The organism is Parapedobacter indicus, assembly GCF_900113765.1.
Classification (GTDB): domain Bacteria; phylum Bacteroidota; class Bacteroidia; order Sphingobacteriales; family Sphingobacteriaceae; genus Parapedobacter; species Parapedobacter indicus.
Genome location: NZ_FOQO01000006.1, coordinates 18,040 through 42,298, shown reverse-complemented (window position 1 = coordinate 42,298; position 24,259 = coordinate 18,040). Strand labels below are relative to the sequence as shown.

Below are 24,259 nucleotides of genomic sequence, written 5' to 3'. Positions count from 1 at the left end.
ACGAAAATTTTTAAAAAGCGAAACCGACCAACGGGAGCTCACCGAAGGTAATCCCTAGGTAATGAACGCTTCTAGGCCTTTTTTCATCCGGGCCACAGTTTCCTCTCGCCCCAAAAGTGCAGCGATGTCAAAAACGTGCGGACCGAATTTCCCGCCTACCAGCATAATACGGAACGGTAGCATCAATTCGCCCACCTTCATGCCGGAAGCTTGGATGGCCAATTTGTAAAAACTCTCCAATTCAGCGCTGTGCCAGGGTTCGAAATTTTCAAGTTTGGTAATCATCTCGGCGAAGAATGCGGTTTTTTCAGCCGTCCACTTCGGCTGTACCGAAGCCAGGTCATAGCTGTCTGGCTGCCTGAAAAAATAAGAAGCCTGTTCCCAGAAATCCGAAAGAAAAGTGAGTCGCTCTTTCACCAGCGGCAATACGTTGGAAAGGTATGCTCGGTCGACATCCAGCACACCATGCTCCGCCAGCACATCGCTCAGCTGGGGGAGGAGAACCTCATCTTCACTTTGTTTTATCCATTCGTGGTTGAACCATTTGGCTTTCTCAAAATCAAATTTGGCTCCAGCTTTGCTAATGCGGTCTACCGAAAATTTGGAAATCAATTCATCCCTGAAAAAAAGCTCCTGATCACTTCCGTCATTCCACCCCAACAGGGCAAGCATGTTGACAAAAGCTTCGGGAAGGAATCCCATCTCGCGGAATCCCCGGGTAAGGTCTCCCGTTTTTGGATCCTGCCAATTCATTGCATACACAGGGAATCCCAGTCGGTCGCCATCCCGCTTGCTCAGTTTGCCATTGCCATCGGGCTTAAGAATCAACGGTAAATGCGCCCAATGGGGCATGCTGCCACGCCAGCCAAGGTATTCCCACAATAGGATGTGCACGGGGGCTGACGGCAGCCATTCTTCGCCCCGGAACACATGGGTGATATCCATCTGGTAATCGTCTACGACCACCGCGAGGTGATACGTAGGCATGCCGTCGGCTTTCAGCAACACCTTGTCATCCACCAAAGATGAGTCAAAACTGACGACGCCGCGGATCATATCTTCAAAACCAATGGTTTCACCCACGGGCATCTTGATGCGAATGACATAGGGGTGCCCTTCGGCAATCAGCCGTTGGACTTCCGTTGCAGGAAGACTGAGTGAATTACGCAGTTGTGTGCGGTTTTCATGGCTGTATTTAAAATTAGGCTGCAAGTTGCGCTGTGTCTCCAATTCTTCTGCGGTATCAAATGCATAATAGGCATAGCCATCAGCTACTAACTGTTCCGCATAGTACCGATAATTTTCTTTTCGTTCACTTTGCCGATAGGGGCCATACTCACCTCCGTGAAGCGGACTTTCATCCGGCTCAATGCCGCACCACGTAAGGCAGTCCTGAATATATGCCTCGGCACCTTCTACAAAGCGGGTCTGGTCTGTATCTTCGATGCGTAACACGAACGTTCCCCCGTTATGGCGGGCAAATAAGTAGTTGAACAATGCCGTGCGCACGCCACCCAAGTGCAATCCCCCGGTGGGGCTCGGCGCAAAACGCACCCTCACTTTCCTGTCTTGATCCATGTTGCAAACTTAGCTAAATTGACCAATTTTTTTGTGGCGGAAACATAAAAAATACCGGAATTGCCTTTGGTGAAGGCAGCTTTGGATGAGCAACCTTGGGAATGAGCGAAGCGAGTCTTCCAGTTGCGTTGCGTGCCAAAGTGCGCCAACAAAATGTTTAAAAGCGAAGTCCCTGAGAAAAATACGACTGCCAAAAATATCATTGTTGGCGGAATTATGTATTTTGGCGAAATGAATCCTTATCAATATAACCAGCAACGATGGAAGTTTGCCCTATTGATTCTTGCCGCGCTCATTGCGGGGGCGTCGTTGCTATATACCAATTATCTGGTAAGGAATCTGTCTAAATCGGAGCGGACCAAAGCGGAGGTATGGGCCATGAGCATGCGGAACATCATCACGATGCCGGATTTTGACGATGAAATGATCACGTTCATTTCGGCGGTACGTGATAGTCTGTCGATGCCCGCCATCATCGCCGATGCGCGCGATAGTATTATCTATTGGCGTGATCTGGATTCAACCAAAACCAATATTTTGGAGGAAGCTGAGGGCGAAGACTTAGTATATGATCCCACGTACTTCAATAGGCAACTCACGATCATGAAAAAAAGCCATTCGCCTATTATCATCAACCTGCCAAATGGAGGTCAATGGTTTGTGTATTACAAAGATTCGCTGCTACTCACCCAGCTTCGTGTCTTTCCATATGTGCAACTTACCCTCATCGCTATTTTTCTGGGAATCGCCTATACGGTGTTCAATTCCATCCGCAAATCTGAACAGAACCTGGTATGGGTGGGCTTGGCAAAGGAGGCAGCCCATCAGTTGGGGACCCCCATATCGTCGCTCATGGCTTGGTTGGAATTGGTCCGGACCAAGTTTGATGCGGAGAAAGATCCATTGCTTATCGAGATGGAAAGCGATGTGAAACGACTGGAAATTGTGGCAGACCGTTTCTCGAAAATTGGTTCCACCCCGGTATTACATAACTATATCGTCTATAAAGTTGTCGTTGATTTTGTTAATTATTTCAAGGTCAGAACAAGCGACAAAATTGTGTTCAATGTCTCCGGCGAAACCAAGGTACAGGCCATGCTCAATGTGCCGCTTTTTGACTGGGTGCTTGAAAACCTCTTGAAAAATGCGGCAAATGCCATTGAATCTGCTGGAAGGATAGACATTGTTATTTTAGAAAATATTGCAAAAGAGCAAATTTTTATAGACATTAGCGATACCGGAAAAGGAATACCCCGTGCGCAGTTTGATGCCGTCTTCCAACCAGGTTTCACCACAAGGAAACGTGGGTGGGGACTGGGATTGAGTCTAACCAAACGGATGATCGAATATCACAAAGGGCACATTTTTGTGAAGGAGTCAGAAATAGATAAAGGAACCACATTTAGAATCGTATTACCAAGTAGCCAAACGTATGAACCCGCTCAAATCTGATGAATACCCCGCGATTTATTCCGATTATATTGAAACCATTACCGGCGACGTGATGGAATTACTCAATGAACAAATTACCGCATTTCCAGAATTTCTGGCAAGCATTCCACCGGGCAAATCCGAGTATGCCTATGCCGAAGGCAAATGGACCATCAAAGAGGTGGTGGGGCACACGATAGATACTGAACGGGTTATGGCGTACCGGGCGCTGCGCTTTGCACGGAATGATACCAAAGAACTGATCGGGTTTGAACCCGATGATTTTGTAGCTAATGCGCGGTTCAACGAGCGATCCTTGGAAAGCCTATCGGATGAGTTTGTGTTAGTAAGAAAATCAAATCTGATGCTTTTCCGCAGCTTCAACGATCACGAGCTGGCCCGTAAAGGCATCGCTTCTGAGCGATTGATCAGTGTCCGGGCGTTTCTGTATATCATTGCGGGCCATCTCAATCATCACCGTAACATCATTCGCGAACGTTACCTGCACGAGTGATTGCGAAAAATAAAAAACTTTAAACCTTTTTTCCTGTCTTTTGTAGTTAAAGTATCTACAAAACCATTTCCATGGTTTTATGATACGGTTTAGGTGTAGGAAATGCCCTGATAACTTCAGGGCGTTTCCTATTTTTGCTGACGATAATAGTACCCCCATTAAGCACCGTCCTCCGTTGGCAATGATTCACATTTCATTTTTATTTTCAACGGAATTCAGGATCCTTCCTTCGTCCGGATTAACAATTAACCAGTAACCATTGCCAAAACAACCGTTTGCGTGACTTTTTTATTTTAAATATTGATTTTATTTTATAGTCTTGTGGAATGGAAGGTTTCTGAACTATACGAGCGACCTAATTAATGAAAAGTAAATTTTTAAATCAATGAACCCGATAACAACTCAACAAAAGACAGCATTATTGCCAATGATTATATGCTGCGCACTGTTTTTTATTCTAGGTTACATAACTTGGGCAAACGGAGCACTGATTCCATTTGTCAGACTAGCCTTTAACTTAGGAACAGATTTGCAGGCTTTCTTTATTTTATTTGCTTCTTATATTGCCTATTTCTTTTTGGCACTTCCCAGTTCCTGGATTTTGGACAAGATCGGGTTTAAAAACGGAATTGTGCTCAGTCTGTTTTTAATCGTAATTGGCGCGTTGGTAATATTACCGGCGGCCTCCAAGCTAAGCTATGAGTTGTTTTTAGTTTCTATATTTATCCAGGCCTCTGGAATGGCACTTCTCCAGACTGCGATCAACCCGTACCTAAGCATCATAGGTCCCATTGAAAGTGCAGCACAGCGTATTTCTATTGTCGGGATTTTCAATAAAACCGCCGGTATCATTGTCCCTTTTGTCTTGGGAAGCATACTGTTAAAAGATTATGATACAATTTCCAGTAAAATACAAGACCTTAAGGTAGGGCCTGAACACGATGCATTGTTGGCCGAGCTTTCCGAAAGGATCCATAGCCCATACATTGGAATGGCGATTGGTGTAGCCATCCTGGCAATCGTTGTATTTGTGGTGAAAATGCCCGATGTTGACGTAAACAAAGAAGAAGCGGTGGAGGAAAATGCATATGTAAAGAAGAAGAGCAGCATCTTTCATTTTCCTCATCTTTTCCTCGGAGCATTGGCGATATTCTTTTGCGTTGCGGTAGAAGTGATGGCAGGTGATATCATTGGGACATATGGACGGTTATTATCGCTGCCTCCGTTCTTTGTAAAATATGGTACTGCATTTACGCTCGGTTGTATGCTTGTGGGCTACTTTATCGGGATTGCTACCATTCCCAGATTCATCTCCCAACAGTTTGCACTTAGGATCTGTACGTTGGTCGGCATTGCTTTCACCACTATTTCGGTATTCACCTCGGGAATGACCTCCTATGTTTTTGTCGCATTATTAGGCATTGCCAATGCGTTGATGTGGCCGGCAATCTTCCCGTTGGGTATTAAAGGGCTCGGCCGGTTTACCAAAGTTGGATCCGGAGTGATGATCATGGGTATCGCGGGGGGTGCCATCTGGCCATTGGTATATGGATATTTAAAAGACACGCTGGGCATAGATTTTCAGCATGCATTTCTGTATGCGATGGTTCCCGCTTACCTTTACATCCTTTACTTCGCGAGTTACGGACATCGATTAAGCGAAACGCGGATTTCTAAGTGAAAATAACCAAAGGAATTGTGCCTGATTTTCCTGCGTCAAAGTAAAAGCGACGCAGGAAAACAGGACTTTCTTGTGGAATATCACTTTTAAAACGCATGATAACGTGATGTATTACATGCGAATTGTAATATTTCGGTAATGTTGACCACTCCTAGCCAATAATTCCTAACTTCGGGGCAGTTGTAACTATCAATAAGCAAATATGAAGAAACGCCTAGTAAAGACAGCCGTTCTGGCTCTAATTATTGCGGCAGCCGGGTACCCTGTGAAAGCCCAGTTGAAACTTCCGCCCGCAAGCAGTATGCAAACCCTTATTCAGGGATTGGGTATTCGCAACGTCACGCTTACTTATAGCCGTCCAAATACGAACGGCAGAAAGATATTCGGAGGTTTGGAGCCCTATGATAAAGTTTGGCGCACGGGAGCAAATGGCATCCCCACCATTACGTTTGAAGATAAGGTAATGGTAGCCGGCCATCCGGTTGAGCCGGGTAAATATGGGCTGTTGACTATACCCGGGAAAAGTGAATGGACGGTTATTTTCAGCAAGAATAGTGAGCAGTGGGGAGCGTATTCGTATAAACCGGAAGAAGATGTACTGCGCTTCACCGTCAAACCCGAGCAACTTAAAAGGACAATTGAAACCTTTACAATCGATTTTTCGGACGTGAAACCCCAAAGTGCGAAGCTGAATCTTGCCTGGGAAAAAACAAAGATCAGTTTTGACTTGGTGGTGGATCAGGATGCCGAAATTATGGCTGCCATTGACGAGGCAATGAAAGGGGAGAAGAAGCCCTATATGCAAGCCGCTCAATACTATTATAACAACAATAAGGATATCCAAAAAGCACTTGCTTGGATGAATGAAGCCGATAAGGCACCCAATCCGGCTCCTTATATCAAATATTGGAAGGCTCGTATCCAACTAAAAGCGGGTGACAAAGCCGGTGCAGCAACTACTGCCCAACAGGGAATAGAAATTGCAACACAACAAAATAATCAGGAATACATCCGGTTGAACGGACAAGTATTGGCCGAAGCGAAAAAATAGTTTCAAACCACCGATTGACGGCTTTAAATGAATTAGCCCATGGTTTACTGCCATGGGCTAATTCATTTAAAGCGAAGCGTTCAATAATTCTTCCAGTTCCTCGTGGGTGATGTTCATGTTGACGTTGCCATCTTTGGCAAACGAGATTTCTCCCGTCTCTTCCGAGACGACCACAGCCACTGCGTCACTCACTTCGGTAACACCGATGGCGGCGCGATGGCGCAAGCCGAAATGCAACGGTAAATCTTCGCTGTCCGATAACGGCAGAACGCAACTGGCAGTTTTTATTTTGAAATCTACGATCACAACAGCCCCATCATGTAAGGGGCTGTTTTTTTGGAATATACTTTCTAACAGCCGTTTCGAAAGTTGTGCATCCATGTATTCGCCGCTGCTTTGGTAATATTCCTCATCAAAATATTTGGCGAAAACGAGCAAGGCTCCCGTATAGGATTTCGACATACTTCTGCACGCATCGATAATGGGTTTAAGATGCGTGCGGTGATCCTGCTCCGCTGCCTTTTTGCTCACAAAGATCGACCACAGGAAGTTTTTTCGCCGTACAGAGATATTCTTGCCGATATGGATAAGAAAGCGCCTGATTTCCTGCTGGAAAACGACAACGAGGGCCAATGAGCCCACACTGATGAACCCACCGAAAATCTCGGTAAGGAGATGCATGTTGAATTGTTTGACAAGCAGAAAAATTACATAAATAAGCCCCAATCCAATGAGAATGTTAACCGCAATGGTGCCGCGGATCAGGCTATATATGTAATACAGGATTACGGCGACTAAGATGATGTCTATGATATCCAGTAATCGGAAACTAAAGTCGAAGCTCTCCATAACTCACGCAATTTAATAAATTCCTCTTTGTTAATTTATACCTTTGTAAAAAACGATCGCTATGGCAAGACTTTCGGTTAATATCAATAAAATCGCAACGCTCCGTAATTCGCGCGGAGGGAATAACCCGGATGTGCTCCAGGCTGCACTGGCCTGCGAGCGGTTTGGTGCGCAGGGTATTACCGTACACCCGCGGCCCGATGAGCGGCACATTCGCTATCAGGATGTTTACGACCTGAAGTCGGCCCTTACAACCGAGTTGAACATCGAAGGTAACTGTCGCGAAGAAAAATTTGTTCGGTTGGTGTTGGATACCCAACCCGCTCAGGTCACGTTAGTCCCTGATGAACCGGGGCAGATCACTTCAAATCACGGATGGGATACCATCAAACACAGCACGTATTTGCACGATATATGTGCGCTGTTCAAAGGGGAGGGAATCCGGGTCTCGATCTTTGTGGATCCCCATCCCGAAATGATTGCCGCCGCCGCAGAAACCGGAACTGACCGCGTAGAGTTGTACACCGAAGGGTATGCAAAGGAGTTTCTAAACGATCCCGCTAAAGCAATCGCGTTGTATGCTGAAGCAGCCAAAGTGGCCCAGCAAATCGGTGTCGGTCTTAATGCGGGGCACGATCTCGATCTTCACAACCTTCCGTACTTTGTGCAACACATTCCCGGATTGCTGGAAGTGAGCATCGGCCATGCACTGATTTCAGATGCACTTTATTTAGGACTGGAAGAAACAATAAAACGGTACCTAGCCGCCAGCAGTAGTTGAATCGGACGTTTGTGGCCCGCAAGTACTATTTTATTCCCATGAAAATCCGGTTCCACCGTATTTTGTCGAAGAATGTACCGTCCTTATCCCAGCTCAGCCATACAAATAAGGCTTTCCCTACGATGTGGTCTTCCGGTACAAAGCCCCACGAGCGTGCGTCTTCAGAGTTATGACGGTTGTCGCCCATCATCCAATAGTAATTCATTTTGAATGTATAGGTATCCGCTTTTGCGCCGTTTAGGTAAACACCATCTGCACGGCTTTCCAGTTCATTGCCCTCGTATACGCGGATGGCACGTTCGTAAAGCGGCATCGTCAAGCTGTCAAGCGTAATTGTCCAGCCTTTCTTGGGAATGATAATCGGTCCGAAATTATCGATGTTCCAATGGTACAAGGGGTTATTCGGGAATATGCCGGGTTCTTCCGTATCCCGATGCCGGATGTTCGGGACGATCTTGGTTACATTCGCCCAGCTTTTTACTTCTTCATACGCCTCTTTGGTTAGGAAAAGCTGATACGGTTCCCGGGCATAGGGGCTATGTTCAATGCGCATATCCAGCAATCGTTGTGGATTTAAGCCGGTTCCATCGGTATATACATAGTAATCCATCTGTCCATGAGGAGGTACAAATCCCTTTTCTCCATTGACATATACAATTGATTCGCGTAGCGAAAGCGTATCTCCCGGAATACCCACCGCCCGTTTGATGTAGTTTTCACGCTTATCAATCGGTCGGCTGAAGGGCGGGTCGGCCTCCATTGGATAATTGAATACCACGACGTCGTTGCGTTCGATCTCTTGGAATCCCGGCAATCGTTTATAACCTATTTTTACGCCTTCCCAGTATGCTTTTCCCCCGATGAGCGGCATGGTATGATGTGCAAAGGGGAAGGCAATGGGTGTCATCGGAATACGCGGACCGTAGTTCAGTTTGCTTACAAAGAGGAAATCCCCCACCAACAGACTCTTTTCCATTGAGCCGGTAGGAATCATGTATGCCTCGATGAGAAAGCCCCGGATAAGCGTGGCAGCAACTACAGCAAACACAATGGCATCGGCCCATTCACGCGCTACGGTCTTTTTGTACGGATACTTTTCTTTGAACTCAGGAGTGAATGATTTGCCAAGATAAACCGTCTTCGCATCCTTGCCCCACCAGGGCAGTACCACAAAGGGTAATAGAATGGTGGCTGCATATTCCCAAAAACGACGTTTGCCAAATGCCTTGACTAAATCAAGATACAAACCGAAAAAAATAAAAATATTGACAATCGGAATCAATAATAGGGCAAGCCACCAACTGGGATGCCCCGTTATGTGCTTGGCAATGATAAATTCCTTGTAAATGGGGATGAGTGATTCCCAACCTTTGCGTCCGGCTTTGATGAAAAGGTTCCAAAGCCCAATATGGATGAGGATGAGAATGATGGCAAAGACGAAATATCCCATATATAATCAGGTTTTTGTTAAATGCGTTTATCCGATGTGTTAAATATGCCCGCCAAAGTTAAACATTTCGTTTACTTGGTAAAATCCGGTTTTACCGGCTATCCACTCGGCGGCAACTACTGCCCCCAAAGCGAACCCCGCCCGACTATGTGCGGTGTGTTTAAATTCAATCTGATCGACTTCCGAACTATAGAGAACGGTATGCGTACCGGGTACATCGTCAATGCGATGGCTTTCAATCAACAGTTGTTGACCCTTTGGAATGATTTCATCGCCCTCGCCTATCAGGTTGTTTATCCATTCCGCTTTCGAATCGGTGTTTTCAATTATCCCTTCTGCAATCGTAATCGCGGTGCCACTCGGGGCATCCAATTTCTGCGTATGGTGAATTTCTTCCACCTGAACATCGTATTGCTTATAGGGATTCATCACGGCTGCCAATAATCTATTGATGTGAAAAAAGACATTCACGCCAATACTGAAGTTAGAGCCGTACATCAACGTTTTGTTACCATCCAAACACCTTTTTTTTACATCGTCGAGCTGGTCGTACCAACCGGTTGTTCCTACGACGATAGGTAGATTAGCTTCAAAGCACAGGTTGATATTCGCTACAGCAGCTTCCGGTTGGCTGAAATCGATGGCTACATCCACTCCTTCAAAATCAGTCGCGCTGATGTCAGGCCGATTATTTTCGTCCACAATGAGATGGATGTGGTGACCGCGTTGCAGGGCAAATTTCTCGATGAGCCGCCCCATTTTTCCGTATCCGAGTAATGCAATGTTCATGTACGTTAGTTGCTAATACGCAAACTTAGTATAAAATGTGTATAAATGGTTAAAAATTCATTTTCACCTTAAAGCCAATTGCGGCTGGTTGATAGGCCCAGGCGGAACCAGGTTGCGGCAAAAGAGTCGGGGAAACCTTGATGCTCAAATCATCGCCTATATTCCAGCGATGTTTAAGCATGGATGTTACATAGGCCTCTACGGCCTGAAGGCCCCAAAAACCGACGGTGACCAGTACCGTGAGGTCGCGATTCCGGCGATACGCATCTTTCGCAATAATCATGAAATCCGTTGTTGGCTGTCCCGCAGGCCGGTTGGGGAATTTCGTGTTGGGAGGAACGGCGTGGTTATTATTGATCCGGTATTGCACTTCCTCCAGAATATCGTGATAATAACGGTTGTTGAACTCAAACACCAGTACGGCAGAAACAAACCCGCCATAGATAACCGGTACTTTGAGCCACCACCATCCACCATTTGTAATCTGCCCCCACCCGGGGACCATCAGTGATTGTTTCCAGGGGCGTACCGACAGGGCTTCCAAGGCGAGCCGCGCCGAATCCTTGAATACAGTTTGCGCTTCTTCTTTGGCTTCACGCTCCCGCTTCTCCCGTTGTCTCCGCTCGCGACGGGTTTCGGCTGCCGTGGTATCCACCGCAGTAGAGTCACCCACAGCCGTTACGGTAAGGCTGTCGGTAACGTCGGGTGTGGCCGTTTTGGGGGCAACCTTCGGAATGGTGTCGCGCCGCAGACTGTCTGGTTCCTGCGCTCGAAGGATAGTGAAACTTCCAACCAACAATAACAGGATGATTAATAGCCTGTTCATCACCAGTCCAGTAATTCAAGAATTCTATTTAGATCGTCCTCCGAGTGAAACGGAATTTCGATGGCGCCGGTACCTTTTTTGCCGGCCACTTTGAGTTTCACCCGTGTGGCAAATTTGGAAGCGAGGTCATCCTCTACCTTTTGATATTGGAAAGATAGGGGAGTGGTCTTGTCACGTTTGCCGGATTGCACGGGGGTTCGCTGCTGAATGTCCCGCACCAATTCTTCGGTTTTCCGGACAGACAATCCCTTTTTGACGATTTCCCGGAAGATGTAGAGTTGCTTGTCGATTTCAGATACATTGATCAGTGAACGTGCGTGTCCCATGCTGAGTTGGCCATCCCGTATCGCCGCTTGTATCACCGGCGGTAATTTGAGTAAGCGCAGGTAGTTGGTCACCGTCGAACGGTTTTTGCTCACCCGTTCGCCCAGTTCTTCCTGCTTGAGATTACATTCTTCGATCATCCGCTGGAAGCTCAGCGCTACTTCAATGGCGTTGAGATTCTCGCGCTGGATGTTTTCTATCAAGGCCATTTCCAGCATTTGCTGGTCATTGGCCGTTCGGATATAGGCCGGTATTTCCATCAGACCGGCTAATTTCGCTGCCCGTAATCGGCGCTCCCCGCTGATTAATTGGTACGTCCCATTTTCCACTTGCCGTACCGTAATGGGCTGTATAAGCCCTTGCAGCTTGATGGAATCCGCCAACTCGCCTAACGCTTCTGCATCGAAGTCCGTCCGTGGCTGAAAGGGATTGATTGCAATCTGCGAAAGCGGTACTTCATTGATTCCAGCAGGTATTTTCTGTTCTTTTACGTCGCCAACCGTTTTGCTTTCGGATGGTCGCTTGATCACTTCTTCCGAGTCGTCGAGCAGTGCACTTAATCCCTTACCCAATCCTGTTTTCCGTTGTTGTGCTGCCATGTTATATTATGCGCTTACGTGTTCGTTTTCTTCCTTATTGAGGTTATTTTTTTCCAGTATCTCGCGCGCAAGGTTTAGGTAATTGATGGCGCCCTTGCTGTTAGCATCGTGCATGATTACTGCGATACCGAAACTGGGAGCCTCACTCAGTCGTGTATTACGCTGAATAATCGTATCGAAAACCAGTTCGTTAAAGTGTGTCCTCACTTCCTCGACGACCTGGTTAGAAAGCCTGAGCCGCACATCGTACATCGTTAACAGGATGCCTTCGATTTCTAAAGCTGTATTCAGCCTGTTCTGGACGATCTTAATGGTGTTGAGCAATTTGCCCAATCCTTCAAGCGCGAAATATTCGCATTGCACGGGGATGATGACCGAATTAGAGGCAGACAATGCATTAATGGTGATCAGACCCAACGAAGGGGAGCAGTCGATGACAATAAAGTCATATTCGTTTTTCAGCTGATCCAGGATATTCCGCATCTTAAATTCCCGTTCGTGCAGATTGATCATCTCAATTTCAGCGCCTACCAGGTCTATGTGGGCCGGCAACAGATCGAGGTTCGGCGTATCTGTATGTTGGATGGCTTCATGTGGGTCCAGGTCATTGATTAAACATTCGTACACACTGGATTTAATGGTGCGCGGGTCAAATCCGATCCCGGAAGTCGAGTTAGCTTGTGGGTCTGCGTCGACCAACAGGGTTTTGTATTCAAGTATGGCCAGGCTGGCAGCGAGGTTGATGGAGGTAGTGGTTTTTCCTACCCCCCCTTTTTGATTAGCGATTGCTATGATTTTGCCCATGAGTAATGAAAATTAACGCGCTTTGTGCTTTACGCCTCAAAAGTATTCATTAATTTGTACTTTTGGGGCATTTTAGCAAGTTCGAATGCGAGGGGCTAAGATACGCTTTTTTAATTTAATCCATCATGATTACCATCATATCCGGTACCAACCGCCCACATAGTAATACGTTTAAATTGGCCAGTTATTATCAGCAAAAGCTGATGGAAAAAGGAGTGGCAGCTCATATTCTTTCCCTTGCCGATTTATCGGCTGATTTCATTTCTTCGGAGATGTATAAAAGCCGGAGCGACACATTTCAGCCGTATCAAGACCGGGTGATGGCGACCGAAAAGTTTATTTTCGTCATCCCCGAATACAACGGTAGTTTTCCCGGCATTCTGAAAACATTTGTGGATGCCTGTAAATTCCCGGATAGTTTTTTTAATAAGAAAGCGGCATTGGTCGGGTTATCCAGCGGCAAGTACGGCAATATACGGGGCGTTGACCATTTTACCGGCGTTTGTCACTATGTACGGCTGAATGTACTTCCCTTACGAATCCATATCCCGCACATCTTTCAGGAGTTCGATGCCGACGGCAATCTCTACAAAGAGGATACCGTGCGTTTTACAGACGAACAGATCGAAGAGTTTATCCGGTTCTAAAATCTTTTCTAATGATTAACTGCTGGGTGATTATCGTGCCCCTTGGACTACGTGTACCCTATTTTCACCTTGACTGACTACCGTTTCCTAAATTAATAGAAATGTTAATGATAGGTAATAGATAAATTATAGGTAAATTATCCGTGTTTTCCCCTATGAAGTCCCTATAAAAACCCTATTATGTACCTATTATATACTAATTAATTGAGGAGTCATGGGCAAGTCAATAGCTGGTTAATGGCAACACAGTGTGCATTCATTTCTATGAGCGGATAAAAGGATGAAACGATCTGTAAGCGGGTGTTTTTACGGAATCAGCGCCTATCCGGAGAGATAGACGTACAACGCAACGTAAACGATCAGAATGAGCGCTTTGAGCTGAATTCGTAGGTGCTTGAGTGCACGGGTGATTTGGTTCTCAACGCTACGCTTCGAGATACCCAGTCGACCGGCTATCTCGTCATTGGTTAAATCTTCCTTCCTACTTAAAAGAAAAATCTCTCTGCACCTGATGGGTAGGTCCGTCAGCAGTCCGTCCACATCGGTTTCCAACTCAGCAGCGTTTATTCTTTCATCGCCGGCGTTGGTCACTTTCGGAGCTGGAATTCCATCCCAGTCATCAACATAGCTGATGGGAGATGCTTTGGCAGATTTCATGAACCGATAGACATGGTATCGTGCTGATGCGCGTAAATAAGCCGGAAACGAGTGGACCATCAACGTATGCCGGCCACGCCACAGGTTCAGAAAAATATCGTGCGTAATTTCCTCGCTTTGTTCGTTGTCTTTGATATATGAAAATACAGTTTTGTAAATAACCGACCAATATCGATCAAATAAGAGCGAGAATGCGCTATTGCTATTATGGGTTACCGCTTCCCATAGCTCGGCGTCGGAATGTGTTCTCATGGACATGTATTTACAATTGGCCTATAAACTGAATCACGGTAAGTGAATACGAGTACTTCATCAGCGTTGGACAAAGAAAAAGAAAATTGATTAAAAAAGAAAATCGAAAGGTTGTGTGTGTACCGAACGTATGTTGACTCTATCATAAAGATAGACCTCGAAAATATGATGACCAAGGACGCCTATATGGCCTTATATGAAAAGTATGTTGCGGGGCAATGTACGGCAGACGAAATTCGGTTGCTGGAAACGTATCGCGATGCATTCGAGCTAACGGATACACCCTGGGATGAGGCTGCTATGGGAAATCAGACTCAGGTCAGGCATCGTATCCGTAAGCGGTTATTTCACCAAATCACAAGCAGGCGCATCCGTTGGTACAATTATGCGGCTGCTGCCGTACTGTTGATCGGGATAACCGTTTTTATAGGCTTAAACATCCGTCAGGAATTGGCAAATTCGACACTCGCAATGCAAGAATCGATCCAGCCTGGCAGTAATAAAGCATTACTGACATTAGAAGACGGTACGCAGGTTGAGCTGGATCAAGCCGATGGCGCGCAGCTTGCAGGACACGGTAGCGGAGCCATTCGTAAACTGGACGATGGATTGTTGGTTTACGGTGATCCGTCAAGAGCGGAAACCAATCCTTCCGCCAACCAAACCCATACCATCCGTACGCCCAGGGGCGGACAGTTTAAGATTGAGCTAGCCGACGGTACAACCGCATGGCTGAATGCGGATTCTTACATTCGGTTTCCCTTGGAATTCAATAGCAATGAACGTTTGGTAGAGGTGTCGGGAGAGGTGTTTTTTGATGTGGAAAAGCAAGCGGATAAGCCGTTTGTAGTACGGTGCGATGGACAAACTATCCATGTGTTAGGAACCTCATTTGTGGTTACTTCCTATCCGGATGAGAAGGAGCAACAAACGGCGTTGCTGGAGGGAAAAGTGCGTGTAAGCATCGAAGCACAAAATTATCAGTTAAGTCCGGGTCAACGGACAGTTTTTGATAAGCACCAGAAGCAGGTACGAAAAGAACCGTTTGACCCAGAAGAAGCTATCGCTTGGAAGGCTGGGTATTTTCTGTTTAATGCCGAACCTGTGGAAAGCGTGATGCGTAAAATAGCCCGGTGGTATGATATAGAGGTGTCCTATCAAGGCAATATGCATGATAAACAGTTTTCCGGATCGATGTCGAGATTCGATCAAATACAGGACGTATTGAATCTGCTCGCACTGACAGGTACGGTAAATTTCAAAATAGATGGAAGGAGGGTGATTGTTATGGAATAAGTTAACCAAGCAACGCCAACGAAAATACCAGGAGCGCTGGACCCGCTCCCGGTATAATTACTTGGCCGTACATTAAAATGAGGATTTTGCACATTTTTTATTGTTACAAACCATGTAAACCAAATGTATAACTTCTATGTCGCATTACAAAATAGATGTAATGTCTTTAATGCCTTAATCGTAAAGGTCATGAAATTGATGGTCGTGCTAACAATTATTGGCACCATACACGTAAACGCATTTACTTTTGCTCAACGGATCACCGTGCAGCTTAACAACAGTTCGTTTGAAGACATGCTCCAAACGGTTCGCAAAGCAAGCGGTTATAATGTTTTATATAATCCGCTGACACTGTCGGGGACTTCTGCAATTACAGCCGATTTCAACAACGTTCCCTTAGAAGAGATGCTCGAAGAAGTCTTCGAAGGCCAGCCTGTTACCTATACCATCGATAAGAATACCATTGTAGTAAGAGTTAGATCGCCAAGCCTCCAGCGCACAAAATCTGGGCTTACGAGGTACCTTCAGCAGCTCGTCTCCGGAAGGGTGACAGACGAAGAGGGAAATCCGTTAGTGGGTGTAACGGTTAGTATCCAGGGTACTGCAGGCGGTACGCAAACTAATTACAACGGTAATTTTGAAATACGAGCTCCTCAACCCAACAGCATTTTGGTGTTAAGCTTAATCGGGTACAAAAAAGAGGAAGTGCCTCTGGGAACCAGCACCACCATTGATGTCATTTTAACGCAGGAGGTCAGTGATCTAGAGGAGGTGGTGGTGGTGGGATATGGTACGATGCAAAAGAAAGACCTCACCGGTTCCATCGTTCAAATCCGTCCGGATAAAATTGCCAATGAAAATCCGAAGACCGTTCAGGATATCCTGCGCGGTACACCCGGCTTACGGGTAGGTTATAGCCCGTCGGCTAAAGGAGGGGGCGAAATAAATATCCGTGGACGACGCTCTGTCTACAACGACGGGGGCCACAATAATCCATTACTCATCCTCGATGGAATGATTTTCTACGGAGAACTATCTGAAATCAACCCCGATGATATCGAACAGATTGACGTGCTCAAAGATGCTTCGGCTGCAGCTATTTATGGGGCAAAAGCGGCAAATGGCGTAATCATCGTCAATACAAAAAAAGGGAAACAAGGTAAGCCGGTGATCCATATGACTGCAAATATCGGTACGACGCAACCCAGCGATTTCCGGGGGCGATTCAGTCCGGAAGCATATCTACAACACCGGCAGGATTGGTACGCAAAGAATACGTATGGTGTCAATCCGGAAACAGGTATATATGAAGCTTATCAAACGGGCGTTTATGCTGACCAACCCGGCTTTTTTATGCAGCCCGACCAGCTGCCGTCAACGGTTTCCATTGACGATTGGCGCGGATATACCACCAACGGAGCAGATGAGTCAGATCTGAGTATCTGGGCGAGGCGGCTGGGATTTACAGGCAATGCACTCCAGAATCTACTTGCCGGAAAAACGGTGGATTGGGTTGATCGCACCTTCCGGACTGGTATCGATCAAGATTATAACGCCAGCGTTAGCGGTGCCGGAGATAAAATGAACTACTACCTATCGATGGGATATCTGAAGAACCAGGGAGCGATTGTGAGTGATAATTATCAGTCCGTACGTGCAAACATGAAAGTGGATGCCCAAGTGACCGACTGGTTCGAGATCGGCGCAAATGTAAATTTTCAAAATAGGTCGGATGGAAACGTGAATGTTGATCTGGACTATTTGATGCGCAACAGCCCCTATGCTGATTACGCAGATGAGCTGGGTAACCCAGTGCAATTCCCTTTGAGTTCCGAGTATAGTCAACGAGGATATAACTACGATTTCCAGACTCAATACCTCGAATTGGAAAAAGGATATACCGTGCTCAACAGTATCTTGCATGCCAAGGTAAAGCTTCCTTTTAATATCACCTATTCGTTCAATGCGTCGCCCCGCTATCAATTTTTCTACGATCGCTATTTCATGTCGGCAGATTTGCCAGGTTCCGACCCTGCCTCGCGTGGAGCAAACCGTGAGCAATCAAAGCGTTTTGACTGGTCGCTTAACAATACCATTTCATGGGATCAGACGTTCAATCAAAAACATCACTTTATTGTGACGCTTGTGCAGGAGGCTGAAGAGCTGAAATTCTGGAAGGACCGCATCGAAGCCCGAAATATTTTACCGTCCGACGCGCTAGGATTTCACAACACCAAAAATGGGAGCAAAGAAAACAGTTCGTACGAAAGCGACGACTCGCACCAGACGGCCGATGGCTTGCTGGCCCGGTTGTTTTATTCCTACAATGACCGCTACTTGCTGACCACATCCATTCGCCGGGACGGATATTCTGCTTTCGGTACATCCAATCCATATGCGGTTTTTCCGTCAGTTGCACTAGCGTGGTCATTCACAAACGAAAAGTTTTTCAAGTGGAACGACATCATGACCACGGGTAAATTGCGTGTATCCTATGGTGAAAATGGCAACCGGTCATTGGCCAATCCCTATGTTGCGTTAGCCAACCTTTCCGCGGGAGCCGGTAAAATGCATGGCTATATAAATTCATCCGGTGAGTTGGAATTATACCGGTATTTGTACGCCGACCGACTGGCAAACCCGAATCTGCAGTGGGAAAAAACCGCATCGTGGAATGTCGGACTTGATTTTGGTTTTCTCAACGATCGGATCACCGGAAGTATCGAGTATTATGACATGCAAACCCATGACATGATCATGAATCAGCGTCTGCCGAGCTTCACCGGGTTTACGAATATTACGACTAATCTCGGCCAGGTGGATAACAGCGGGATAGAGTTAACGCTAAATACCCTGAATGTTCGAAAAGATAACATCCAATGGTCTACAGCATTCGGTTTTTCCTTTAATAAGAATCAGATCACACATCTTTACTATGAATACGAAGATGTATTGGATGCGGCGGGGAATGTGGTTGGGACCAAGGAAATGGACGATCTTTCAAACAGCTGGTTTATCGGACAACCCATCGGGGCCATCTGGGACTATCGTGTTACCGGAATCTGGCAGGCTACCGAAGCTGAGGAAGCTGCAAAGTACGGACAGGCACCCGGCGATCCGAAAGTAGCAAACAACTATACGGCCGACGATGTGACCCATGCAGATGGCTCTGTTACCCATGTATACAACGATCGCGATAAGGAATTCCTCGGCGAAACCATAGCGCCTTTCCATTGGTCGTTACGCAATGAGTTTATCTTATGGCAAGACCTCAGTGTTTCGTTCAATGTCTATTCGTATATGGGGCATAAGAGTTTGTTTAGTAACTACCTCAACAACGATGATGATGGGGGACGTATGGCTTACGCATTGCAGAATGTGACGGCAAAGGAATATTGGACGCCAGACAACCCCACCAACGACTATGGCCGCATTGAAGCCAAAGGGCCTACGGGAGCGGCCGGTGCCGGAAAATTGTATGACCGCTCATTTATCCGACTGGAGAATATTTCAGTAGGGTATACCTTACCAACAAAATGGTCTTCCAAATTGGAATTGAACCGTGTCAAGGTTTACGGTACCATCCGCAACGTGGCCACGTGGGCAAAAGATTGGGAATACGGAGATCCTGAAGTCAGTCCGGATTTTAATAATAATGAAGGTAGATTCGGAGGATTGGCTACGCGCCTTTATACGTTGGGACTGAATTTGGTTTTTTAACCGCTTATTAATGTGAATGATATGAAGAAATTTATTGTAGCCTTTTTTACGGGAGGCGTCCTAATAATGAATAGTTGTTCAAAAGATTTCCTGAAACCCAATCCGCTGTCGTTTTACGAGCCGAATGCCACGTTCAGCACCGAGTCGGGATTGATGTCGGCCATGGCCATATGTGACCGTCATCTCAAAGGATATTGGGCAACGGATCACAATGAAATGCTGACACTCGGAACGGAATACATCTTTTCTGAACTGATGGTGGCTAGCGCAACGGACAAACGTAACATGCTATGCGACATAGCCAATATGCTCACGCCCACCAGTGAAACGTCTTACCAGAACCTCGATCGGACCAATAGCATCTGGTATCTTTGGGAAGAAACTTATAAAGGGATTATGTATGCAAATACCATTATCCAATTTGTTGATCAGGTGGAAAGCTTGGATGACGAAACGAAAAATGCTTACAAGGGCAGAGCATATTTTCACCGTGCCTTCCGCTACATGGCGTTGGTATTTGAATTTGGAGACATACCGCTGATCACGAAAGTGTCGGAGGTGCCTAAGCAAAATTACCGCAGTACCAAGCGTGATGCGATTCTGCAAATGATCACCCGGGATATGGAGCTTGCCGTGCAGTGGGTGCCTGATCAGAAGGATATGGGTCTGACCGGTATGATCAATAAAGGAGCTTGCCGCATGTTGCTAACCAAATGCTACCTGGCAACAGGAGAATACGCCAAAGCCAAAGAACAAACCGATATCTTAATTGACCAATCAGGCTATTCGCTGATGCGGGATAATTTCGGAACGTTCAATGATGGAGGTGAACCGGAGACTTGGCCGATCACGCGTAATGTGATCTGGGATTTGCACCGTGCTGAAAACAAGTTGATCGCATCCAATCGGGAGGTTATCATGGGCATGCCCAATCGGGGTGCAGATGCAGAAGCATTCGTGAAAATGCTGACAATGCGCATCCTATATCCTTTTCTTTTTGACGGGAGGGTGCAAACAAAGGATGGCAAGCAAGCCCTGTTGAACATCCGGCGCAGCCAGGCCGATTACAATCCGAATTATGATTATATGCGGGCATTTGGCCGTGGTATTGCTACGTTTCGCCCCACGTATTTTCATACCCATGCCATGTGGCGCGTCAATGGTGTGATGGATGAAACGGATTTACGCCACAATTCAGAAGTGGGCAATTGGGTGCGCATGGAAGATTACCGCGTCAATAACAAAGAATCCTCGGAATTTGGAAACCCGGTTACGCTGTTCAATCCAGACAATGGTGCCTTGTTGTGCAGCGACACGATCCGCCGTTGGTTTGACGTTCCACACTACAAATTGTTCTTAGACGATCCGGTGAATGAAGCGAATATAACCGGCTCCGACGGTCTTCGCGGCGCAACAAACGGAGGAAATGCAGACTGGTACCTCTACCGTTTGGCAGAGGCGTATCTCCTTCGGGCAGAAGCCAAGTATTACCTGAATCCGGCCGACGGTACCATTAAGGACGATTTGAACGCGCTGAGGGAACGTGCAAAGGCAAGCCAATTGTATCAGGGTACGGTTACGATCGGTGACATTATGAACGAGCGCGCCCGTGAACTATACTGGGAAGAATGGCGCAATGTGGAATTGAAACGTGTTTCCCTCTGCCTGGCCCGGAGTGGTCAACCCGATGAATGGGGTAATACGTACAACCTCGAAACGTTTGACCAGCAAAGCGGTACAGATTCGCAAGGCGGAAGCTATTGGTATCAACGCATTGTAAATTATAGTATGTATAACAAAGGCCCGATTCAGATTAACGCTACGGGTAATAGCAACCCTAACTACACCATGGATAAAAAGAATATGTACTGGCCGATTCCTTATGCAGCAATCACCGCCAACAATAAAGGTGAACTGAGCCAGAATTATGGATACGACGGTTATAATCCCAATACCCCCAAATGGGATAATTGGGAGGACGCCGTGGCCGATGAGGATAAGACGGAGGATTAGTTAGGTGTAGAAGCGGTGCGTAAACGCATTGCTGGGAATCTATTTACCTCGGCCCGAAACCGCCGGTATGTACAATTTGCCATACCGGCGGTTGCTCTTTATTTTAATTCTTTGTCACTGATCTTCCCCCCCGTTGATAATCACTTCCGGGTCGCCAGTAGTCGTATAAAATTGCACCTTGCCAAATGCGCTCATCCGGTCGGCAAAATCGTCTGTTTTCCCCACAATGGTAATCTGCAGGTTATCGCCACGCACGTACTTGGCGGCCATATCGTTTACCTGGGTCAATGTGAGGCTATCCATGTTTTTGAGGTAGTTTTTATAGTAGTCTTTCGGTAACTGCTGCAGTTCCGTATTGATGGCAAACCGGGCAATGGTGGAAGGATCTTCAAGCGACCGGCCGAAGCTGCCGGCGAGGGCGGCCTTGGCGAGGTCAAGTTCCTCCTGTGTGATGGTCTTCTTCCCGATCCGGTTCAATTCGTGGATAAATTCACCGGTGGCGCTGTCGGTCACGGAATTGCGCACGGAAGCACTGGCGTTGAGTCTGGCCACCAGTTCGTCCGGCGTGATGCCTCCGTAGGCACCGTATGTGTACCCTTTGTCTTCCCGGAGGTTGAGGAATAAACGCCCGGAAGAGCCACCGCCAAGCACGCGGCTTACCACATTGACGGCAATGACATCCGGATTGTTGGGTTTCAGCGCCAGTGGATAGCCTACGTTGATAACGGATTGGGCGCTCGCAGGGCGGTTTACCAGTACTATCCTATTTCCTTGCGGCGATTGGGGAACAAACCATTCGTGTTTGGGTACTTCTCCTTTTTGCCAGTCGGTAAAATACGTGCTTATTAGTTGCTTAGCTTCGGTCACCGTGATGTCTCCAACGATGGCCAGATAAGCGACATTCGGTTTGAAATAGGTGTTGTAATAGTTTTTAAAATCCGCTACCGCTAGGTTTTGTACGGTCTTTTCCGTCTCCGTTTCCCCATAGGGATGATCTTTTCCGTACATTGCCGCATTGCGCACGACGCCGACAATGCTGTTGGGATCGTCCTTTGCCGCTGCAAGCGATGAGATAAGTTGCTTTTTCAGCTTATCGAGTTCGGGTTGAGGGAAGGCAGGATTGAAAAGGACGTCGGCAAACAGTTCGAGTAGCTGCCCGTTGTACTTTTTCAGTGAAGATGCACTGGCTGAGGTAGAAGTCGCATTTATGCGGGCTCCGATACGGTCGATGGCCTCATCGAGCTCCTCTTTACTGCGGGTGGTGGTACCGCCCATGAGCATATCGCCTGCGAGGGATGTAAGCCCCGCCTTATCCCCTTCCAGGATGGGATCGCGGTCAATCATGAGCGAATAGGTCACCCGTGGCAGCTTATGATTTTCCACGACAAACACTTTCAGGCCGTTATCCAGTGTGAATGTAACCGGATCGCCGATGTTAATTTGCGGAGCCGGGCCAGGCTCGGGGTATTTGCTGCGGTCTACTTGCGCGAAAGCGGTGGCGCAGGTACCGGCTAAAGCGAATAGAAATATACTGATTTTCTTCATGTCTTTGTTTGTTAGCAGTGAAAAACACTCGGTTATTGTTTCGGTTCTTCAGATTTTGGTAGGTAATACAATACCACACGGCCTTCCTGGGCCAGGTATTGCTTTGCTACCCGTTGGATATCTTCGCGCGTCACTTTATTGTATTTCTCCATTTCGTGGTTTACTTCGTCGGCATCGCCGAAGAAGGTCTTGGCCTCGGCCAGGCTTTCGGCGATTCCCGCCACCGAAGCATGACGGCTAACCACGTCATTTTCTGTCTGTGCCTGCAATTTCTGAAAATCGGTTTCCGAGATGCCGCTGGCAATGACCTTTTCAATCTGTTCATCAAGCGCCCGCTGCACCGTATCTGCTGATATGCCCATGTTGGCAACAGCATAGGCGAGGAATACCCCACCGTCTTCAAGGTCGAGCGGGAATGCGGCTACTGCCACGGCTTTCTGCTGCTTATCCACCAGCTCTTTCGTCAGCAGCGAACTGTTTCCGCCGGTCAGATAGGTGGAGAGCATGTTCAGCGCGTACGAGTCGCGGTGCTTTTTCGAGGGGAGATTATAAGCTAGTACCACGGCGGGCAGCTGGATGTTGTCGTATACCACATCCTTTATTTCCTGCGTGCGTTTCGGCTCGGTTATGTTGGGCCGGTTGATGGTTCCAATACCGACCGGTATCTCGGAAAAGTATGCCCGTATCCAGGTTTCGGCCTGGGCATAGTCGATGTCGCCCGCTATGGAAAGCACGGCGTTGTTCGGTACATAATAGGTGCGGTAAAATTGCATGAATTCATCAAGCGTGGCTGCATTCAGATGATCGAGCGAGCCGATGACGGGCCAGTGATAGGGATGCACCCGATGCGAACGTTTGAAGGTTTCCCGCAGAATCGTACCATAAGGTTGGTTGTCATACCGTTGGCGCATTTCCTCCTTTACCACATTACGCTGTGTTTCTACACCTACAGTGTCTATTTTGGCATGGAGCATACGTTCGCTCTCCATGTAAAGCGCGGTTTCCAGGTAATTGGCGGGGACTACCTCGTGATAGTAGGTGATGTCGTTTGTGGTGTATGCATTGAGCGTACCGCCAATGGATTCAATTTTTTTCATGAATTCACCGCGCCCGATATTTTCGGTACCTTCGAAAAGTAGATGCTCGAAGAAATGTGCAAACCCTGTCCGTTCAGGATTTTCATTTTTTGAGCCCACATGGTACATCACCGATACGGCCACAATCGGCGTTGTATGATCCCGGTGCATGAGTACTGTAAGGCCGTTTTTTAGCTTGAATTCCTTGAATTCAATGCGACTTTGCGCATCTGCCACGACTCCTTTGCAAAGTAGCAGGCCGAAAAACGCAGTGATGGATAGGATTTTTTTCATTTGCGAAACTATATTCATATGTGACTTACCGTTAAAAGCGCCTACACGCTGACCAAACATAATGCAAGTTTACCATTATTGG

General features: G+C 47.0%; 19 protein-coding genes. 9 read left to right on the top strand and 10 right to left on the bottom strand.

Annotated elements, in window-relative coordinates; translation table 11 throughout:
- Positions 1-54: 54 nt before the first annotated feature.
- Positions 55-1,578 (bottom strand): glutamate--tRNA ligase, encoded by a 1,524-nt coding sequence (gene gltX, locus BMZ56_RS13025; protein ID WP_090627375.1) that lies wholly within the window; start codon positions 1,576-1,578, stop codon positions 55-57.
- Positions 1,579-1,809: 231 nt separating this feature from the next.
- Between gltX and BMZ56_RS13020 the strand changes: the two genes are divergently transcribed.
- From BMZ56_RS13020 to BMZ56_RS13005, 4 genes are all read left to right on the top strand, one after another.
- Positions 1,810-3,030, top strand: a complete 1,221-nt coding sequence (locus BMZ56_RS13020; RefSeq protein ID WP_090627895.1) for a sensor histidine kinase — start codon at positions 1,810-1,812, stop codon at positions 3,028-3,030.
- Entirely contained in the window at positions 3,011-3,523 is a 513-nt protein-coding gene (locus tag BMZ56_RS13015) for a DinB family protein (RefSeq protein WP_090627373.1), read from the top strand. Before BMZ56_RS13020 ends, BMZ56_RS13015 begins: the two co-directional genes overlap by 20 nt.
- Before the next feature lie 385 nt (positions 3,524-3,908).
- Positions 3,909-5,204: a sugar MFS transporter gene (locus BMZ56_RS13010; protein ID WP_245893230.1), complete on the top strand. Its 1,296-nt coding sequence runs from the start codon at positions 3,909-3,911 to the stop codon at positions 5,202-5,204.
- Positions 5,205-5,406: 202 nt separating this feature from the next.
- The gene (locus tag BMZ56_RS13005; protein ID WP_090627369.1) at positions 5,407-6,255 is read left to right on the top strand and encodes a DUF2911 domain-containing protein; all 849 of its coding nucleotides are present in this window, start codon (positions 5,407-5,409) and stop codon (positions 6,253-6,255) included.
- 66 nt (positions 6,256-6,321) lie between these two features.
- Here the strand turns inward: BMZ56_RS13005 and cdaA are convergent, their stop codons facing one another.
- Complete coding sequence (gene cdaA / locus BMZ56_RS13000) at positions 6,322-7,104, bottom strand: diadenylate cyclase CdaA (RefSeq protein ID WP_090627367.1); 783 nt, start codon at positions 7,102-7,104, stop codon at positions 6,322-6,324.
- Between the two features lie 61 nt (positions 7,105-7,165).
- On the opposite strand from cdaA, the gene BMZ56_RS12995 reads away from it, so the two are divergent.
- Positions 7,166-7,885, top strand: a complete 720-nt coding sequence (locus BMZ56_RS12995) for a pyridoxine 5'-phosphate synthase (protein ID WP_090627365.1) — start codon at positions 7,166-7,168, stop codon at positions 7,883-7,885.
- A gap of 25 nt (positions 7,886-7,910) precedes the next feature.
- Here BMZ56_RS12995 and lepB read toward each other — a convergent pair whose 3' ends face one another.
- From lepB to BMZ56_RS12970, 5 genes are read right to left on the bottom strand one after another with little or no spacing between them, the layout of a single operon-like run.
- Positions 7,911-9,335, bottom strand: coding sequence for a signal peptidase I (lepB, locus tag BMZ56_RS12990; RefSeq protein WP_090627363.1), 1,425 nt, complete (start codon positions 9,333-9,335; stop codon positions 7,911-7,913).
- Between the two features lie 39 nt (positions 9,336-9,374).
- Positions 9,375-10,124 carry a 4-hydroxy-tetrahydrodipicolinate reductase gene (gene dapB, locus BMZ56_RS12985; RefSeq protein ID WP_090627361.1) on the bottom strand — a complete coding sequence of 250 codons (750 nt, stop codon included), beginning with the start codon at positions 10,122-10,124 and terminating at the stop codon, positions 9,375-9,377.
- Between the two features lie 49 nt (positions 10,125-10,173).
- Positions 10,174-10,950: a DUF5683 domain-containing protein gene (locus BMZ56_RS12980; protein ID WP_090627359.1), complete on the bottom strand. Its 777-nt coding sequence runs from the start codon at positions 10,948-10,950 to the stop codon at positions 10,174-10,176.
- Entirely contained in the window at positions 10,950-11,873 is a 924-nt protein-coding gene (locus BMZ56_RS12975; RefSeq protein ID WP_090627357.1) for a ParB/RepB/Spo0J family partition protein, read from the bottom strand. The genes BMZ56_RS12980 and BMZ56_RS12975 overlap by 1 nt, the downstream gene beginning before the upstream one ends.
- A 6-nt stretch (positions 11,874-11,879) precedes the next feature.
- Complete coding sequence (locus BMZ56_RS12970) at positions 11,880-12,677, bottom strand: ParA family protein (protein WP_090627355.1); 798 nt, start codon at positions 12,675-12,677, stop codon at positions 11,880-11,882.
- A 125-nt stretch (positions 12,678-12,802) separates the two neighbouring features.
- On the opposite strand from BMZ56_RS12970, the gene BMZ56_RS12965 reads away from it, so the two are divergent.
- On the top strand, positions 12,803-13,324 hold the full coding sequence (locus tag BMZ56_RS12965) for an NADPH-dependent FMN reductase (protein ID WP_090627353.1): 522 nt from the start codon (positions 12,803-12,805) through the stop codon (positions 13,322-13,324).
- 321 nt (positions 13,325-13,645) lie between these two features.
- Here the strand turns inward: BMZ56_RS12965 and BMZ56_RS12960 are convergent, their stop codons facing one another.
- Positions 13,646-14,233, bottom strand: coding sequence for an RNA polymerase sigma factor (locus tag BMZ56_RS12960; protein WP_090627894.1), 588 nt, complete (start codon positions 14,231-14,233; stop codon positions 13,646-13,648).
- A 165-nt stretch (positions 14,234-14,398) separates the two neighbouring features.
- Here BMZ56_RS12960 and BMZ56_RS12955 point away from each other — a divergent pair, with 165 nt between their 5' ends.
- The 3 genes from BMZ56_RS12955 to BMZ56_RS12945 all read left to right on the top strand — a co-directional run bounded on the left by BMZ56_RS12955 (position 14,399) and on the right by BMZ56_RS12945 (position 21,262).
- Positions 14,399-15,529, top strand: coding sequence for a FecR family protein (locus BMZ56_RS12955; RefSeq protein WP_090627350.1), 1,131 nt, complete (start codon positions 14,399-14,401; stop codon positions 15,527-15,529).
- 189 nt (positions 15,530-15,718) lie between these two features.
- The gene (locus BMZ56_RS12950) at positions 15,719-19,249 is read left to right on the top strand and encodes a SusC/RagA family TonB-linked outer membrane protein (protein WP_218146557.1); all 3,531 of its coding nucleotides are present in this window, start codon (positions 15,719-15,721) and stop codon (positions 19,247-19,249) included.
- A 21-nt stretch (positions 19,250-19,270) separates the two neighbouring features.
- Positions 19,271-21,262, top strand: a complete 1,992-nt coding sequence (locus BMZ56_RS12945) for a RagB/SusD family nutrient uptake outer membrane protein (RefSeq protein WP_090627348.1) — start codon at positions 19,271-19,273, stop codon at positions 21,260-21,262.
- Between the two features lie 114 nt (positions 21,263-21,376).
- On the opposite strand, the gene BMZ56_RS12940 is transcribed toward BMZ56_RS12945, so the two are convergent.
- Complete coding sequence (locus BMZ56_RS12940; RefSeq protein WP_090627346.1) at positions 21,377-22,807, bottom strand: M16 family metallopeptidase; 1,431 nt, start codon at positions 22,805-22,807, stop codon at positions 21,377-21,379.
- Positions 22,808-22,839: 32 nt separating this feature from the next.
- Complete coding sequence (locus tag BMZ56_RS12935; protein ID WP_090627890.1) at positions 22,840-24,177, bottom strand: M16 family metallopeptidase; 1,338 nt, start codon at positions 24,175-24,177, stop codon at positions 22,840-22,842.
- Between the last annotated feature and the right edge of the window lie 82 nt (positions 24,178-24,259).

Excerpts from the sequence above, each read along its gene's own strand:
- dapB (WP_090627361.1), bottom strand. The coding sequence starts at position 10,124 with ATGAACATTGCATTACTCGGATACGGAAAAATGGGGCGGCTCATCGAG.
- BMZ56_RS12950 (WP_218146557.1), top strand. The coding sequence starts at position 15,719 with ATGAAATTGATGGTCGTGCTAACAATTATTGGCACCATACACGTAAAC.
- cdaA (WP_090627367.1), bottom strand. The coding sequence starts at position 7,104 with ATGGAGAGCTTCGACTTTAGTTTCCGATTACTGGATATCATAGACATC.
- BMZ56_RS12940 (WP_090627346.1), bottom strand. The coding sequence starts at position 22,807 with ATGAAGAAAATCAGTATATTTCTATTCGCTTTAGCCGGTACCTGCGCC.
- BMZ56_RS12945 (WP_090627348.1), top strand. The coding sequence starts at position 19,271 with ATGAAGAAATTTATTGTAGCCTTTTTTACGGGAGGCGTCCTAATAATG.
- BMZ56_RS13020 (WP_090627895.1), top strand. The coding sequence starts at position 1,810 with ATGAATCCTTATCAATATAACCAGCAACGATGGAAGTTTGCCCTATTG.
- BMZ56_RS13005 (WP_090627369.1), top strand. The coding sequence starts at position 5,407 with ATGAAGAAACGCCTAGTAAAGACAGCCGTTCTGGCTCTAATTATTGCG.
- BMZ56_RS12980 (WP_090627359.1), bottom strand. The coding sequence starts at position 10,950 with ATGAACAGGCTATTAATCATCCTGTTATTGTTGGTTGGAAGTTTCACT.
- BMZ56_RS12935 (WP_090627890.1), bottom strand. The coding sequence starts at position 24,177 with ATGAAAAAAATCCTATCCATCACTGCGTTTTTCGGCCTGCTACTTTGC.
- BMZ56_RS12975 (WP_090627357.1), bottom strand. The coding sequence starts at position 11,873 with ATGGCAGCACAACAACGGAAAACAGGATTGGGTAAGGGATTAAGTGCA.
- BMZ56_RS13015 (WP_090627373.1), top strand. The coding sequence starts at position 3,011 with ATGAACCCGCTCAAATCTGATGAATACCCCGCGATTTATTCCGATTAT.
- gltX (WP_090627375.1), bottom strand. The coding sequence starts at position 1,578 with ATGGATCAAGACAGGAAAGTGAGGGTGCGTTTTGCGCCGAGCCCCACC.
- BMZ56_RS13010 (WP_245893230.1), top strand. The coding sequence starts at position 3,909 with ATGAACCCGATAACAACTCAACAAAAGACAGCATTATTGCCAATGATT.
- BMZ56_RS12970 (WP_090627355.1), bottom strand. The coding sequence starts at position 12,677 with ATGGGCAAAATCATAGCAATCGCTAATCAAAAAGGGGGGGTAGGAAAA.
- BMZ56_RS12965 (WP_090627353.1), top strand. The coding sequence starts at position 12,803 with ATGATTACCATCATATCCGGTACCAACCGCCCACATAGTAATACGTTT.
- BMZ56_RS12960 (WP_090627894.1), bottom strand. The coding sequence starts at position 14,233 with ATGAGAACACATTCCGACGCCGAGCTATGGGAAGCGGTAACCCATAAT.
- BMZ56_RS12995 (WP_090627365.1), top strand. The coding sequence starts at position 7,166 with ATGGCAAGACTTTCGGTTAATATCAATAAAATCGCAACGCTCCGTAAT.
- lepB (WP_090627363.1), bottom strand. The coding sequence starts at position 9,335 with ATGGGATATTTCGTCTTTGCCATCATTCTCATCCTCATCCATATTGGG.
- BMZ56_RS12955 (WP_090627350.1), top strand. The coding sequence starts at position 14,399 with ATGATGACCAAGGACGCCTATATGGCCTTATATGAAAAGTATGTTGCG.